Origin of the sequence: Streptomyces sp. NPDC050121, assembly GCF_044460385.1 — a bacterium.
Lineage (GTDB): Bacteria > Actinomycetota > Actinomycetes > Streptomycetales > Streptomycetaceae > Streptomyces > Streptomyces soliscabiei.
The window spans coordinates 230,746-246,036 of sequence record NZ_JBITJV010000006.1; the positions used below are offsets into that span (position 1 = coordinate 230,746).

At 71.7% G+C, this 15,291-nt stretch carries 12 protein-coding genes and 1 pseudogene; 8 read left to right on the forward strand and 5 right to left on the reverse strand.

Going from position 1 to position 15,291, the window contains the following annotated elements; all coding sequences use genetic code 11:
- Positions 1 to 34: 34 nt before the first annotated feature.
- The 3 genes and pseudogenes from speB to ACIBTS_RS12165 all read right to left on the reverse strand — a co-directional run.
- Positions 35 to 1,003 (reverse strand): annotated as a pseudogene (gene speB, locus ACIBTS_RS12155) (agmatinase); the annotation flags it as partial.
- Positions 1,000 to 2,547 carry an asparagine synthase-related protein gene (locus ACIBTS_RS12160; protein ID WP_399318719.1) on the reverse strand — a complete coding sequence of 516 codons (1,548 nt, stop codon included), beginning with the start codon at positions 2,545 to 2,547 and terminating at the stop codon, positions 1,000 to 1,002. The gene ACIBTS_RS12160 and the pseudogene speB, both read right to left, overlap by 4 nt.
- Before the next feature lie 5 nt (positions 2,548 to 2,552).
- A complete protein-coding gene (locus tag ACIBTS_RS12165) occupies positions 2,553 to 4,196 on the reverse strand; it encodes a thiamine pyrophosphate-binding protein (protein WP_399318884.1) in 1,644 nt (547 codons plus the stop codon).
- Between the two features lie 268 nt (positions 4,197 to 4,464).
- Here ACIBTS_RS12165 and ACIBTS_RS12170 point away from each other — a divergent pair, with 268 nt between their 5' ends.
- On the forward strand, positions 4,465 to 5,463 hold the full coding sequence (locus tag ACIBTS_RS12170; RefSeq protein ID WP_399318721.1) for an aldo/keto reductase: 999 nt from the start codon (positions 4,465 to 4,467) through the stop codon (positions 5,461 to 5,463).
- A gap of 107 nt (positions 5,464 to 5,570) precedes the next feature.
- Here the strand turns inward: ACIBTS_RS12170 and ACIBTS_RS12175 are convergent, their stop codons facing one another.
- Positions 5,571 to 6,938 (reverse strand): aspartate aminotransferase family protein, encoded by a 1,368-nt coding sequence (locus ACIBTS_RS12175; RefSeq protein ID WP_399318722.1) that lies wholly within the window; start codon positions 6,936 to 6,938, stop codon positions 5,571 to 5,573.
- A 227-nt stretch (positions 6,939 to 7,165) separates the two neighbouring features.
- Between ACIBTS_RS12175 and ACIBTS_RS12180 the strand changes: the two genes are divergently transcribed.
- From ACIBTS_RS12180 to ACIBTS_RS12195, 4 genes are read left to right on the forward strand one after another with little or no spacing between them, the layout of a single operon-like run.
- Positions 7,166 to 8,350: an LLM class flavin-dependent oxidoreductase gene (locus tag ACIBTS_RS12180; protein WP_399318723.1), complete on the forward strand. Its 1,185-nt coding sequence runs from the start codon at positions 7,166 to 7,168 to the stop codon at positions 8,348 to 8,350.
- A gap of 31 nt (positions 8,351 to 8,381) precedes the next feature.
- On the forward strand, positions 8,382 to 8,852 hold the full coding sequence (locus ACIBTS_RS12185; RefSeq protein ID WP_399318725.1) for a nuclear transport factor 2 family protein: 471 nt from the start codon (positions 8,382 to 8,384) through the stop codon (positions 8,850 to 8,852).
- Positions 8,853 to 8,887: 35 nt separating this feature from the next.
- A complete protein-coding gene (locus ACIBTS_RS12190) occupies positions 8,888 to 10,087 on the forward strand; it encodes a serine hydroxymethyltransferase (RefSeq protein WP_399318727.1) in 1,200 nt (399 codons plus the stop codon).
- A 12-nt stretch (positions 10,088 to 10,099) separates the two neighbouring features.
- Positions 10,100 to 10,621: a flavin reductase family protein gene (locus tag ACIBTS_RS12195; RefSeq protein ID WP_399318729.1), complete on the forward strand. Its 522-nt coding sequence runs from the start codon at positions 10,100 to 10,102 to the stop codon at positions 10,619 to 10,621.
- A 165-nt stretch (positions 10,622 to 10,786) separates the two neighbouring features.
- Here ACIBTS_RS12195 and ACIBTS_RS12200 read toward each other — a convergent pair whose 3' ends face one another.
- Positions 10,787 to 11,746 carry a threonine/serine dehydratase gene (locus tag ACIBTS_RS12200; RefSeq protein ID WP_399318730.1) on the reverse strand — a complete coding sequence of 320 codons (960 nt, stop codon included), beginning with the start codon at positions 11,744 to 11,746 and terminating at the stop codon, positions 10,787 to 10,789.
- A gap of 277 nt (positions 11,747 to 12,023) precedes the next feature.
- Here ACIBTS_RS12200 and ACIBTS_RS12205 point away from each other — a divergent pair, with 277 nt between their 5' ends.
- The 3 genes from ACIBTS_RS12205 to ACIBTS_RS12215 all read left to right on the forward strand — a co-directional run bounded on the left by ACIBTS_RS12205 (position 12,024) and on the right by ACIBTS_RS12215 (position 15,081).
- A complete protein-coding gene (locus ACIBTS_RS12205; RefSeq protein ID WP_319675710.1) occupies positions 12,024 to 12,404 on the forward strand; it encodes a Rid family detoxifying hydrolase in 381 nt (126 codons plus the stop codon).
- A gap of 290 nt (positions 12,405 to 12,694) precedes the next feature.
- Complete coding sequence (locus ACIBTS_RS12210; protein ID WP_399318733.1) at positions 12,695 to 13,489, forward strand: BTAD domain-containing putative transcriptional regulator; 795 nt, start codon at positions 12,695 to 12,697, stop codon at positions 13,487 to 13,489.
- A gap of 107 nt (positions 13,490 to 13,596) precedes the next feature.
- The gene (locus ACIBTS_RS12215) at positions 13,597 to 15,081 is read left to right on the forward strand and encodes a sigma-70 family RNA polymerase sigma factor (RefSeq protein WP_399318734.1); all 1,485 of its coding nucleotides are present in this window, start codon (positions 13,597 to 13,599) and stop codon (positions 15,079 to 15,081) included.
- The last annotated feature ends 210 nt before the right edge of the window (positions 15,082 to 15,291 follow it).

Genomic DNA, 15,291 nt, shown 5'->3' on the forward strand with positions numbered 1-15,291 from the left:
GCGGCGGCGCCGGCGTTCGGGTCCGGCCCGTGCCGCGGGCGTACTGGTAGAGCAGTTCGGCGCCGATCTCGGCGGCGAGGAGTGCGGTGATGCCGGAGTGGTCGTAGGTCGGCGAGACCTCGACGACGTCGAAGCCGACCGGGTTGAGGTCGCCGACGAGGGAGAGCAGTGACAGCACCTCCCGTGAAGACAGTCCGCCGGGGGCGGGGGTGCCGGTGCCGGGGGCGTGGGCGGGGTCGACGACGTCGATGTCGACCGACACGTACAGCGGCAGGCCGCCCACGACGTCGCGGATCTCGTCGGCGACGTCCGCGAGCGGCCGGTCCGCGCACTCCTGGGCGGTGATGACACGTACGCCGTGGCCGCGGGCGTAGTCCAGCGAGTCCGGCCTCGGGTTGTGGCCCCGGATGCCGAGCTGCACCATGTGTCCCGGCTCGACCAGGCCTTCCTCGATGGCCCAGCGGAACGGGGTGCCGTGGTGGTAGGTGCCGCCGTACACGGGCGGGTTGGTGTCGCTGTGCGCGTCCAGGTGCAGTACGGCGACCTTGCCGTGCTTGCGCCGTACCGCCCGCAGCGCCGCGAGCGACAGGGAGTGGTCGCCGCCGAGCATCAGGAAGGCGGCGTTGTCGGCCAGCAGGGAGGTGAGCGCCTCGGTGGCGGTCTCCATGGCGAGGTCCATGGAGAACGGACTGAGGTCGATGTCGCCGCCGTCCACGACGTCGATGAGCTCGAAGACGTTCGGGCCGCGGTCGATGCCCGTGCCGTGGATGAGGCACGACTCGTGCCGGATGGCCCTGGGGGCGAACCGTGCCCCCGGCCGATAGCTGGTGCCGCCGTCGTAGGGGGCGCCGACGACCACCACGTCCCGGCCGACGGGGGCGGGGTCGTGGCGCAGCCGCATGAACGTGGCCAGTTGCGCATAGCGGGGTGAGACGCCGGAGCGTACCTGGGCCCGTGGCCGCTGCGGGTCCTCGGGCAGGCCGAACTCGGTGCTGTCGCTCATGTCACCGTTCGCCTTTCCAGACGCAGTGCGGATTCGGTGGAGAGCAGGACCTCGTCGAAGGAGACGTCGCCGGGCCGTTCGCCGCCGAGCACGATCAGCTCGTGCATGCGGCGGGCCATCGCCGCCTTGGCCTCCTCGACCTTCTCCTCGGGCACGCCCCGCCCGAGGAGTTCCGCGGTCCAGGCGCTGGTGGTGCCGGATCCCTCGTGGATACCGAGCTTGGGCCGGGCCAGCGTCGCGTCCGGGAGCATGCCCGTGAGCGACTCCCGCAGGACCCACTTGTCCCTGCCGTAGCGGCGTTTGAGCCCGGCGTCGAGCGTGACGAGGCAGTCGAGCACGTCCCGGTCCCAGTAGGGGTGGGTCGACCAGATCCCCGCCACCCCGGACACCACGGGGGACATCTCGTTCAGCCCGTCGAAGGTGGCCATGTCATGGGCGATGACGGCGTCGAGGAAGTCCAGCCGTTCGGTGCGCCGGTGCATGCCGCCGAGCGGGATGTCGGCCCCGTAGCCCGTGAGGATCCGGCGGGGGCCGGGGGGCAGCCGCCGGTACAGGGCGACCAGCGGAAGGAGGTACTCCAGGATGGTGTGGTCGGTGATCTCGGCCGCCCAGACCGCCCAGGGCAGTTCGCGCACCAGGTCCGCGCTGTCGACGGAGATCTCCTGGTGGTCGGTGCCGAGGTGGCCGGCCACGGCCGCGGCCGCCTCGAACTCGTCGGAGACGTCCGTGCCCATGGAGACGGTGTGCACGAGTGCGCTGTGCGCCACCGCGTGGGCGGCCACCCCGCTGGAGTCGATGCCTCCCGACAGCACCACGGTCGGCTCGCTTTCGTCGCGCAGCCGGGTGCGGACGGCCTCGCCGAGCAGGTCGCGGACTTTCGCCACGGCGGTGTCCGGTTCGGGGGCCGTCCGGGACAGCGGCGGCGCCCAGGTCCGTACCACGGAGGAGGTACGGACCTCGCCCTGGACGGTCTGAAGGATCAGGGCGGTGCCGGCGGGCACCCGGTGCACGCCCGCGCCGCGCGGGATCAGCTGGGCCCCGGGCACGTCCACGGCGAGGCTCTTGCCGCGGGCGAGGGTCTTGGCCTCGCTGGAGACGTCGACTCCGTATTCGTCCGCCCGTACCCACAGCGGGAAGGAGCCGGCGTGGTCGGTGGCGAGGACGATCCGGCCGCCGCTGTCGAGGATCACCGCGGCGAAGCGGCCGTTGAGGATCCGGAAGGCGCTGATGCCCCAGTGCAGCCAGGCCGCCAGGACGAGTTCGGCGTCGCTGCCGTGGGTCAGGAAGGCGTTGCCGACGGCCCCGGCGATCGCCTCCCGGTTGTAGATCTCACCTCCCAGCAGCAAATGGGTGGCGCCGTCCCTGGCGAGGGCGGCCGGCGTTCCGAGGCAGACGGCCGTGCCGCGCAGCGTGCGCCCCGCGTACGCCGCCTCGACGGGTATGTGGTGTCCCTGGGTCGCGAACTGCGGTGCCGTGGGCGTCGCGGGGCCGGACGCCCATGCGACGCGGACACTGAAGCCCGAGACGAGATTCGGTCCCAGCATGGCGGTCAGATGTCGAGGGCGTCGAAGCCGCCGGACTGGAAGTCGTAGGCCACCGGCACCTCGATCAGGAACGGCCGGCCCAGCTCGGCGCCCTTGCGCAGCGCCTCCAGCAGCGAGGCGCGGTCGGTGGCGCGCACCGCGTCGCAGCCGTTGGCCTCGGCGAGCTGTACGAAGTCGACGCTCTGGAAGCGCACGGCCGGGGCGTGCGAGCGGCTGTGGCCCTTGTTCTGGTACAGCTCGATGAGGCCGTTGCGGTCGTTGTTGACCACGACCATGACCAGCGGCAGGTTGAGGCGTACCGCGGTTTCCAGGTCGGCGCTGTTGGAGTGGAAGCCGCCGTCGCCCGCGATGAGGAAGACGGGCTGGTCGGGGCGGGCGATCTGGGCGGCCATCGCGGCGGGCAGACCGTAGCCGAAGCTGCTGCAGCCGGCGGAGGTGAGGAAGCCGTAGGGCTGGTCGGCCTTGGCGAACAGGACGCCGTAGTGGCGGAAGAAGCCGATGTCGCTGACGAACGTCCCGTTGTCGAGGACGGCGTTCATGCAGTCGATGACCTGGTGCACCCGCATGCCGTCCTCGTAGTGCTCCGCGTCGGCGAGGAACTCGGCGATCCTGGCGCGCAGCGGCTCGATGTCGTGCGGGGTCTTGGCGCCGGCGCCGGCGGTGGCCTTGTCGAGGGCCTCGATGAGGAACCCGGGGTCGACGACCACGTCGAGGTCGGGGCGGAAGACGCCCGGGATGGGGTTGACGGAGGGGGAGACGCGCACGACGGTCTTGTCCTTGCCGCGCGTCCACATGGAGGGGCGCAGGTCCTCGGCGTAGTCGTAGCCGAGGGCGATGACGAGGTCGGCGGGGCCGAAGATGTGGTCCAGGGCGGGGAAGTCCAGGATGCCGTCCATGTAGCCGCTGACGGCGCCGTAGTTGAGGGGGTGCTCGTGCGGCAGCACGCCCTTGGCGGTGTAGGTGGTGACGACGGGGATGCGCAGCCGCTCGGCGAACGCGCGCAGGGCGTCGACCGCGCCGGCCCGGATCAGGGCGCTGCCGACGATCAGCACCGGGTGCTCGGCCTCGGCGAGCAGCCGGGCGATCCGCGGGACGCTGTCCTGCCACGAGGGGTCGATCAGCACCTTCTTGCCGGCGTCGATGCGGGGCGAGTCGCCCAGGTCGCCGTCGACGTCCGCGCCGAGCAGGTCCACGGGCAGGCTGATGAAGCTCGGCCCGACGGGCTCCGTGGTGCTGTTGAGGACGGCGGAGTCGACCAGCGAGACGATGTCCGTGCCGCGCTCGAGCTGGGCGCTGAACTTCGTCATCGGGGCCATGACGGCGACGCTGTCGACGCACTGGTGGGTGACGTTGGGGAAGCAGTCGTACGACTCGGACTGGGCGGCCAGCGCGATGACCGAACTGCGGTCCAGCGCCGAGGTGGCGACGCCCGTGGACAGGTTGGTCATGCCGGGGCCGAGTGTCGCGAAGCAGGCCTGGGGGCGGTTGGTGAGGCGGGCGAGCACGTCGGCCATCACCCCGGCGGTGAACTCGTGCCGGGTGAGGACGAAGTCCAGGCCGTCCACCTCGTCGAAGAGGATGGCCTCGGCCTCGCGTCCGACGACGCCGAAGACGTGGTCGACGCCGTAGTCGTGCAGCCGCTTCAGCATGACCTCGGCGGTGGTCTTCGTCGCCTTCACTGCCGTCTGCGACTTCGTTGTCTTCGCCACGGTGAGCCTCGATTCCATGGGGGGAAGGGGTCGCCGACCACTGTCGACGAGGGCTCTTGCGGGCCGGTTGATCTCCGGCTTGCCACCGGTGGGCAGGACTGCGGAGGGTCCGCGGTCGGTGGACCGTCCAGCGCGACGCCACCGCGGGCCGCTGTCATCTCCGCTCAGGGGAACCCCCCGCGGGCATCGACCTACCAGGAGGCCGCCCATGTGTGCCACGTCCGTTCTGCCGTCGCGTGAGCTGCGCGACCTTCGAGTGAGCTGCCAGGGGTTCGGCTGCCTGCCCACCACGGCCTTCTACGGGCGGCCGGATCGGGCGGCGGCCGTCCGGACGCTGCGGGCGGCGCTCGACGCGGGGGTGACGCTGTTCGACACGGCCGACGTCCAGGGCGTCGGCGCGGGCGAGGAGTTGCTGGGCGCGGTGCTGGCGGACCGGCGTGACGAGGTGGTGATCGCGACGAAGTTCGGCATGCTGCGGTCGCCCGACGGGGCGTTCCTGGGGCTGTGCGGCCGGCCCGAGTACGTCCGCAGGGCCTGCGAGGACTCCTTGCGGCGGCTGCGCACGGACCGCATCGACCTGTACTACCAGCACTGGATCGATCCGTCGGTGCCGGTCGAGGAGACGGCCGGGGCGGTCGCCGAGTTGGTGCGGGAGGGCAAGGTCCGCCACTTCGGTCTGTCGGAGCCCTCGGCCGGCACGGTGCGGCGCGCCGACGCCGTGTGCCCGGTCAGCGCCGTGCAGAGCGAGTGGAGCCTGTGGTCGCGGGGCATCGAGGACGAGGTGGTGCCGGCCTGCCGGGAGCTGGGGATCGGGCTGGTCGCCTACGCCCCCCTCGGCCGCGGTTTCCTCACCGGGACGATCCGTTCCACGGACGACCTGGCAGCCGACGACTTCCGGCGCGCCCAGCCGCGCTTCGCCGCCGCGAACCTCGGGCGCAATCTGGCGCTGGTGCGGCGGCTGGGCGCCGTCGCCGAGGGGTTGGGGGTGAGCGTCGCGCAACTCGCCCTGGCCTGGGTGCAGCACCGCGGCCCCGACGTCGTCCCCGTCCCCGGCACCTGCGATCCGGCGCATCTCGCGGACAACATCGCCGCGGCCGCCCTGCCGCTGGGTCCGGCCGAACTGGCCGCCGTGGACGCGGTGGTCGCCGGCACGCCGGTCCACGGCGAGCGCTACCGGCCAAAGATGCTGGCCATGACCGGCAACTGAGCACGTCACCGGGCGTGTCGCGGGCACATGACCGCGCGCCGTGGCACCGGCGGCCCGGGAGGGCGGCGCCGGCTCCACGGCGCGCGGTCATGTGGTCGTGCGGTGGGTCAGTGGACGACCCCGTCCGTCCCGAGGCGTTCCAGGACCGAGCGCATGCCGTCGACGAGTTCGTCGGCGGTGGCCCGGTCGATGACCAGCGGCGGGGCGACGATCAGCGCGTGCGGATTGTTGCGGACGACGATCCCGGCGTCCTCGCGCAGCCGGTCGGCCACCCGCAGCGTGCCGCCGGGCAGATCCTCCCGGGTCTGCTTGTCGGACACCAGCTGCACCGCGAGCATCAGGCCGATCTGCCGTACGTCGCCCACGGCCGGCAGGTCCAGGAGGGTGCGCAGCCCGGCCGCGAGGTGGCCGCCGACCGCGGTGGCGTTGTCGAGCAGGGACTCCCGTTCGATGATGTCGAGGTTGGCGAGGGCCACCGCGCACGCCGTGGGGTGCCCGGTGTAGGTGTAGCCGATGGGGAAGCCGCCGCCCTGTCCGATGACCTCGGCGACCTCCTCGCGCACCAGCACGGCGCCGTGCGGGACGTAGCCGGACGTGATTCCCTTGGCGGTCACCAGCACGTCCGGCACGACGCCGAAGTGCTCCGCCCCGAACCAGCGACCGGTCCGTCCGAAGGCCGTCACCACCTCGTCGAAGATCAGCAGGATGCCGTGCCGGCGCAGTACCTCCGCCACGCGCGGCCAGTAGTCGGGCGGCGGGACGACGGCTCCGTAGCCGCCCATGACGGGCTCGCCGATCATCGCCGCGATCCGGTGGGCGCCGATCCGCTCGATCGCCGCCTCCAGCTCACGGACGCAGAAGTCGGTCGGGTCCGCACCGTCGTACAGCGACCGCTGGTAGGGGTGGGGCGGGGTCAGGAAGTGCACGTCGGGGACGACCGGGCCGAAGCCCTCGCGGTAGAGGGGTGATCCGGACAGGCTGCCGCTGCCGTAGCCGATGCCGTGGTAGGCGCTGTGCCGGGACAGGATCCAGGTGCGCTCGGACGCGCCCCTACGGTGGTGGTAGTACCGCGCCATGCGCAGGGCGATCTCGTTGCCCTCGGCGCCGCCGCTGGTGAAGAAGACCCGGTCCAGGCCGGCCGGCGCCAGATCGGTCAGCCGTACCGCCAGCTCGATCGCCTTGTCGTTGGTGATCGTCCCCCAGGTGTGGAAGCAGTCCAGCGCGCTCATCTGGGCCGCGGCCGCCTCGGCGATCTCCCGCCGCCCGTGCCCGACCTGCATCAGCCCGAGCACCGCCGACGCGTCCAGGTACTCCCGTCCGTCCGCGTCGCGCACCCGGCAGCCGGCGCCGCCGACGAGGACCGTCCTGTCGTCGCGCCCTTCGGGCAGCAGCGGATGCAGGATCCGCTCCCGGTCCTGGCGGACGAGTTCTGCCGTGGTGCGCCCGCGGTGGGGGGCGTCAATGGATGCGGTCATGGAAAAACACACCTCCGGACTCGCGAATACGGGTCACGGGCGGAATGGAGTGCGGTGAACGCCAGGAGTCCGCCCGGGCCAGTGTGGGGGCCTCGGATTGCCCGCAGTTGGACGAGCCGCTTTCGGTGGTCGGGTGCCGCGCACATGCCGTGAATCAAGCCCCTCGCAAAGTCGGCGTGCGACGGTCTGTTCCGCCCAGCGGCATCGCGGGTCGAGGAGGTAACGCTGTGAAATCCCTGCTTTTCTACCTGCCCAGCGTCGGCAGCCACAGCCAGATCACGGCAGGCATGTCGGGCACGAACCCGGCGAACTACCAGAACATGCTCTGGCAGCTCACTCATCAGGCGCGGGCCGCCGACGAGATGGGTTACTGGGGTGTCTCCTTCACCGAACACCACTTCCACATCGAGGGCTTCGAGGTCTCCAACAATCCGGTCATGCTCGGTCTGTACGTGGCCATGCAGACCAGGAACATCCGCGTCGGGCAGATGGCGAACGTGCTGCCCTTCCACAATCCGATCCGGCTCGCCGAGGATCTGGCGATGCTGGACCACATGACCCGAGGCCGCACGTTCGTCGGAATCGCGCGCGGCTTCCAGAAACGCTGGGCCGAGATCATGGGCCAGGTCTACGGGGTGGGCGGCACCCTGTCGGACAGCACCGAGAACGACCGGCGAAACCGCCGGCTCTTCGAGGAGCACTGGGACATCCTCAAGAAAGCCTGGACCAACGAGACGTTCACGCACGAGGGCGAACAGTGGACCATTCCGCCGAAGGACCTGGAGTTTCCGTACGACGCCGTACGACGCTTCGGCCGCGGTCAGGACGAGACGGGGCGGATCACCGAGGTGGGCATCGCCCCCAAGCCGTTTCAGAAACCGTATCCGCCGGTGTTCCAGCCGTTCAGCTTCAGTGAGGACACCTTCCGGTTCTGCGCCCGGGAGGGCATCGTCCCGATCGTCATGCACACCAACGACGACGTGGTGGACCGGCTGCTCGACCTCTACGCCGAGGAGGCCGAGGCGGCGGGCCGCGGGACGCTGACGAAGGGGCAGAGCGTCGGCGTGATGCGCGATGTGCTGGTGTCCCGGGACGCCGACCAGGCGCACTACTGGGCGCGCCGCGGAGGCGGTTTCATCTTCGAGAACTGGTTCGGCCCCATGGGGTTCACCGAGGCGCTGCGGCGCACCGGGGAGACCGGTCCGATCGGCGCCGACTACGACACCCTCTTCGAGCGGGGCCTGGAGTGGGTGGGCACGCCGGACGACATCAACCGGCGCATCGAGAAGCTCGTGGCCCGGCACAGCCCCGAATACCTGCTCCAGTGCCAGTACTCCGGGCTCATTCCGCACGAGATGCAGATGCGCAGCCTGGAGCTGTGGGCGACCGAGATCGCCCCCAACTGGCTCTGAACCCGCCCCCTGCGACAGAAGGAGCACAGCCATGCCCGGCATCCCGGCCACCTCGGCCGACGAACAGCGCAAGGCACTGGTCACCGCCTATCTGAAGGCCTTCGACAACGGCGGAACCGGCAGCGACGGAAAGGGAGTTCTCGACTACTTCGCCGAGGACGCCCAGTTCTTCTTCCCCAAGTGGGGGCTGGCGAAGGGCAAGTCACAGATCGCCGCGCTCTTCGGCGACCTCGGCGCGACGGTGAAGTCGGCCACCCATCACTTCTGGTCGTTCAACTGGATCCAGACCGGTGGGGACGTCCTCGCCGTGGAGGGCACCACCCACGGCGAGCATCGCGACGGGCCCTGGCGGGTCGGGCTGCCCGAGTGGGGCGCCGGCCGGTGGTGCGGGGTCTTCGAGGTCCGTGACGCCCTCATCCACCGGGCCTTCATCTATCTCGATCCGGACTACGCCGGACAGGACACCGCCCGCTACCCGTGGCTGGACGCCTCCGGCCGCTGACCGCACCGTCCCTTTCACCGCGCGAAGGAGAACCCATGGACGTCCTCGCAACGCTCCGGCAGCAGCCCAGCCTCAATCTCTTCCCGATCGAGAACCGTCTGTCGCCGCGTGCCCTGGAGGCACTGGCCACCGACGCCAACAACCGCTACCCGTACTCCGAGACTCCCGTGGCCGTGTACGGGGACGTGACCGGTCTCAACGACGTGTACGAGTACTGCGTCGAGCTGACGAAGCGCTTCTACGGCGCCCGGCACGGCTTCGTGAACTTCCTCTCCGGACTGCACACCATGCACACCGTCATCACCGCCGTCGCCCGGCCCGGGGACCGGGTCATGCTGCTGGCTCCCGAGGACGGCGGCCACTACGCCACGGACACCATCTGCGCGGGGTACGGCTACGAGCGCGAGTTCCTGCCGTTCGACCGGGCGGCGATGGAGATCGACTACGCCAAGCTCGCCGTGCGGGTGGCCGAGAGGCCGGTGGACCTGATCTACCTCGACGCCTCCAGCACGCTGAGGTTCCCGGACGCCCGGGCGCTGCGCGCGGCGGCCCCCGACGCGCTGATCTGCCTCGACGCCTCGCACCTGCTCGGGCTGCTGCCCGTGGCCCCGCAGACGCTGGTGCTGGACGGCGGCTTCGACAGCATCTCCGGCAGCACCCACAAGACGCTCCCCGGGCCGCAGAAAGGGCTGCTGGTCACCAACAGCGACACCATGGCGGACAAGGTCGCCGCCCGGATCCCGTACACGGCGTCGAGCTCGCACTCGGCCAACGTCGGAGCACTGGCCGTCACCCTGGAGGAACTCCTCCCGCACCGGGCGGCGTACGCGCAGCAGGTGATCGCGAACGCGCGTGCCCTGGGCCGTGAGCTCGCCGGCCGCGGCTTCGACGTCGCCGGCGCCTCCTTCGGCCACACGGACACCCACCAGGTCTGGGTCCACTTCCCCGAGGGGAACACTCCCCATGAGTGGGGGCGTACCCTGACCGCCGCCGCCATCCGCACCACCACGGTCGTGCTCCCCAGCAACGCGCAGCCGGGGCTGCGGCTCGGCACCCAGGAACTGACCCGCTGGGGCATGCGGGAACAGGACATGAGCGCGGTCGCGGAGCTTCTGGCGCGGCTGCTCCTGCGGGGCGAGAGCATCGAGTCCGTGACGGGCGACGTCGCCGAACTCGCGCTCTCCTTCCCGGGAGTGGCCTTCGCCGGCGCCCTAGAACCCGTGACCGCTCCCTGAGGTGCGCGTCCCGTGCAGCGCGCCGTCGGCGCTCGCCCGCTGGGCTCCGCGGGCACCGCGCTGTTCCGCTCGGTTCTCGGGCACTACCCGACGGGGGTGGTGCTCGTCACCGCCCCGCAGGGCGATGCCGGGGGCCCTCCGCCCGCGATGATCGTCGGCACGTTCACGTCGGTCTCGCTGGACCCGCCGCTCGTCGGCTTCCTGCCCTCCCTCACCTCCAGCAGTTGGCCGCTCATCCGGACCGCGGGCCGCTTCTGCGTCAGTGTGCTGGCGGCGGACCAGCGGCATGTCTGCCGGGCGTTCGTCGCCAGGGACCCGGCCCGTTGGGACCTGCCCCACCGGCTGGCGCCGTCCGGCTCACCGGTCGTCACGGGGGCGCTCGCCTGGATCGACTGCGAGCTGGCCGGGGAGAGCCCGGCCGGTGACCACTGGTTCGTCACCGGGCTGGTGCGCCACCTGGCGGTGCAGCGGCGGGGCGCTCCCCTGCTCTTCCTGCGGGGGGACTTCGCCGCCGGCGGCTCGCTGCCGGGCTGATCAGGGGGGGGGGGGGGGGGGGGGGGGGGGGGGGGGGGGGGGGGGGGGCGGGGGGGGGGCGGGGCGGGGGGGGGGCGGCGGGGGGGGGGGCGCCGGCCGCGCCCCCCCCCCCCCCCCCCCCCCCCCCCCCCCCCCCCCCCCCCCCCCCCCCCCCCCCCGCCCTGATCAGGAGACGGGTACGGCCGCCGCGAGCGCCCCGAGGTCGGCGTTGCCGCCGGAGATCACCAGCACCACCGTGCCGCCCGCGGGGACGGTGACCGCCCCCGCCCGCAGGGCCGCCAGCCCCACCGCGGCCGACGGCTCCACCAGCAGCCTCGTCTCGCGCACCAGGGAGCCCCACGCGGCCCGGATGTCGTCCTCGCCCACCTGGACCAGGTGGTGCACCTGCCGCCGGACGTGCGCGTAGGTGTGCACGCCCGCGAAGGGCGCGTTGAGACCGTCCGCGAGGGAGGCGGGCGGGGTCTCCAGCGCTGCCGGCGCCCCGGTCCGCACGGCGTGCGCGAGGGTGGCGGCGAGGGCCGGCTCCACACCGACGACGTGCGTGGCCGGCGACAGCGCGGCGACGGTCGCGCCGAGCCCGCTGACGAGGCCGCCGCCGCCGATCGGCACCACCAGGGTGTCGACCCAGTCGGCGTCCTGGAGGATCTCCAGTCCGACCGTGCCCTGTCCGGCGATCACGTCGAGATCGTCGAACGGGTGGAGCAGCGGCAGTTCACCGCGCTCGGCGAACTCGCGGGCGGCGCCCACGAAGTCCTCCGTGAGCACGGGGCGGCCCCCGTGGCGCCGTATCGCCTCCACCTTGGCCGGCACCGCCCGCGGTGGCATGAACACGGTGACGGCGGCGCCGAGCCGTCGCCCCGCGAAGGCGAGGGCGGCACCGTGGTTGCCCGCGGAGAAGGTCACGACCCCGTCGAGGGCGAGCCCGCGCTCCCGCCGGGCGAGCAAGGCGTTCAGGGCGCCCCTGGCCTTGAAACTCCCGGTGTGCTGAAGGTTCTCCGCCTTGAGGAGCACGCGGCAGCCCAGTTCGCGGGAGAGTGCCTCGCACGGCAGCAGCGGGGTGCGCAGCACCTGCCCGGACAGTCGGCGCGCCGCCGCCCGGACGTCGTCCTCACTCGTCAGAGCCACAACGGCCGCGGCTTCTCGGACCTCCCCCGCGGGGGAGGTCACTCCTGATTCCATCGCCTGGCACCTCGTTTCGGCGTCGCTGGCCCGGCCCGCCGACGCTGCGCCCGCGGTCCGGCTGACGGCCGCCGACTGTGCCAGGCGCCCCTTGCGTCGCGCTGGACCGCGGCGGGGGCCGGTCCGGTGCGCGGACGACAACGGAAGACCAGGTGATCACAAGGCACCGCTGCCACCGTCGTGGGGAGCCCAGTCAGGAGCCCAGTCCTCTCGAAGGAGAACCATGGAATCCACCGTGTACACGACGAAGTCCGCTCCGACGCCGGTCGGGCCCTACTCCCAGGCCATCCGCAGGGGCAACATTCTCTCCGTCTCGGGCCAGGTCGGGCTCGACCCGGAGACGGGCAAACTGGTCGAGGGCGGGGTCGCCGAGCAGACCCGCCAGACGCTCGCCAACCTGGAGTCCATCCTCAAGAACGCGGGCGCGTCCTTCGCCGACGTGGTCACGGCGCGTATCTACATTACGGAGGCGGCCGACTTCGCCCCGATGAACGAGGTGTACGCGAAGTTCCTCGGCGAGCCCTTCCCGTGCCGCACCACCGTCTTCGTGGGGCTGCCGCCGGGAATGCTGGTGGAGATCGACGTGCTTGCCGTCGTGGCCTGACATCTGGTCGTGGTCACGCAGGCCTGGTTGCGCCCGGCCGACAGGATCGAACGCAACCAGGCCCGCTGCTCGTTTCCGGACAGACTTCAGAAGTGCGGCCGAAATCCATCGGCACAAAAACACGCCAACGATCGCTGTTGAAACTTATAGCAACGATACAAAAATTCTTCGACTGGTAAAAAGTGGACGGCGTCGGAGAAGGCCCCCTTGACACTTCAACCGCCCGAGTGCGACAACATCAGGGCAGGTAGTCAGGGTGATCAGATCGCACGGGAGGCGTCATGAGGCCGATGGTCATCTCCGCGGACATGCCGGACCTGGACAGAGAACCGGAACTCGACATCAACCCGTTCGGCCGCCTCTCGGTAATGGTTGATTCACGCGAGGTCAACCTGGGAAGTCCCCATCAACGAGCCCTTCTCGCCCTGCTCGCCATCTCCGCGAACCAGGCGGTGAGAATGGACACGATCATAGAGTCGATCTGGGGGCAGCACGCACCGCTACGCGTGAAGGCCAGCATTCAGGCGCATGTTTCCAGATTGCGCAAATCGCTGGCCTGGAATACTTCCAACAATTCCGGTCGGACACCCCGCGTCGAATACTGCTCAACCGGTTATTCACTGAGGATCGACGTCGACCAGATCAACACCCAGCGCTTCGAGAAGCTCGTCGAAAAGGGCCGGAGACTGCCCGACGAAGGCCTGCTCGAAGAAGCCGCGGAGAACTTCCGGCAGGCCCTGGAGCTGTGGCGCGGCGTACCGTACGGAGACCTGCTCCACTACGAATTCGCGACGCAGGAGGCCGCCCGGCTGGAGGAGTTGCGGCTGGCGGCGGTGGCGGGAATGGCGAACTGCCGCCTCAAACTGGGCGACTACCGCTCCGTCACCGAATCCCTGGGGGACGATGTACGCCGCTACCCGCTGCGGGAAGACCTGGCGAGCTACTACATGGTCGCCCTGGACCATTCGGGCCGACGGGCCGACGCCCTGCACATCTACGAGCGCACGCGGTCCAATCTGGCCGAGGAACTGGGCGTGGACGTGAGCAAAGGGCTACGCAGCGTCTATCACGCCATCCTGGGCTGACGGTGATGTGAGTCACATCCTGCATCGCCCGCAACTTTGGTTGAAAGTTTTGGCATCTAGTCTGACAAATCCTTCCGCCCCTCAGCAGGCAACCGGAGCGTTCCTCCATGACCGACAGGTCCACTGCCGTGCCCGCATTGTCGTCCTCCGCCACCGCCGCGTACGCCCGCGTCTACGAGGAACAGCAGCCGCGTCTCGTCGCGTACGCCCGCTCGCTCACCAGGAACGCGTGGACCGCCGAGGACCTCGTCGCCGAGGCGCACTTCCGCGTGTGGCGGCGGCTGTCCGCGGGGCACGAGATCGACAACGTGCCGGCGTACCTCAGGACGACGGTGCGGCACCTCGCGATGGCTTCGGGGAGCGCGACGCACGAGACGCCGCGGGATCCGCGGACCGAGGAGCGGGCCGAGCCGGGCAGGCACGGCGAGGACCCGGCCGAGCGGGTGGCCGGCGTCGATCTGGTGGTGCGGGTGCTCGGCCAGTTGCCCGAACGCTGGGTGAAGGCACTGTGGCTGGCGGAGGCCGAGGGCCAGCCGCTGGCTGCGATCGGGCCGCAGCTCGGCACCAAGGAGGGGGCCACGGCCGTCCTGCTGCACCGGGCTCGGGAAGGCATGCGGCAGGCGTTCCTGCGGGCCCAGACCGGAGCCCCCGAGGACCCCGCGTGCCAGGTCCACTGGGCCCGGATGCCCGCATACGTTCGCGGCGCCGCGACCGCACGCCAGCAGGAGCGACTGCTCGGCCACGTGGACGCGTGCGACGACTGCCGTGGGCTGCTCGCCTCGCTGATGCAGGCCAACGACCGGCTGCCCGCGCTGGTCGGCCCGGCCCTGCTGGTCCTCGCGCTGGGCGGCACGGGCAAGTTCCTCCTGGCGTTCGCGGCCGGGTCCGCCGGTGCGGCGGGCGGGCTCGGGTCCGGGGTGCTGCACGGGGTGCGTCATGCCACGGTCGGCGGCGCGAAGGCGCCCCTGGCGGCGACGGCCGGCGCGCTCGTGGCGGGTGCCGCCGCGGTCTGTCTCGTCCTCGGCTGGTCCGACTCCGCTCCGGCGCCGGTACGGCGCACCCCGGTGGCCGAGGCGCCCACGGTCCAGGCCCCGGCGGACGGGGCGCCGGTGGCCGAGGCGGCCGAAGCGCCGCCTTCGCAGGACGCCGTCCGGGCCGAAGCCCCCGAGGACGTCGGCCCCCTCGCGCAGGCGGCCGACATCCGGGAAGCACCCCCCGCACGCACAGCCGACACGCTCACGCCCACCGCGCCCACGGCCACCGCCGGAACGCACGTGCCGCCGCCCCCCGCCGACAGCCCCACGCCGGCCCCCGGTGCCGCGACGACGACCGAGGAACCCGCTCCCCCGGTCGACGCGCCCCCGACCGACCAGGGCACGCCAAGAGCCCCGGAGCCCCCGACGCCCGCGCCCGGGACACCGGACCCGGAACCCGACCCCCCGCAGCACGGCGGGGACGATGCCCCGGACCCCGGAGAAACCGGCCCCCCCGACTGCTGGGGCGACGCCCCGCACACCGGCCACCGAAGCCATTCACACCGGAGCCCCGGAACCGACCTGGCGGCGAAGGCCCCCGGTCGCAAGGGGCACTGACCCTCGAACCGCCGGAGGCAGCCCGAGGCGTCCCCCCTGGAGTCGCCAAGACCTCACCGCTGTACACCGCCAGCCCAAGCCCGGCGCCAGCCCAAGCCCGGCGCCAGCCGATGCGCGGCGCCAGCCGATGCGCGGCGCCAGCCGATGCGCGGCGCCAGCCGATGCGCGGCGCCAGCCGATGCGCGGCGCCAGCCGATGCGCGGCGCCAGC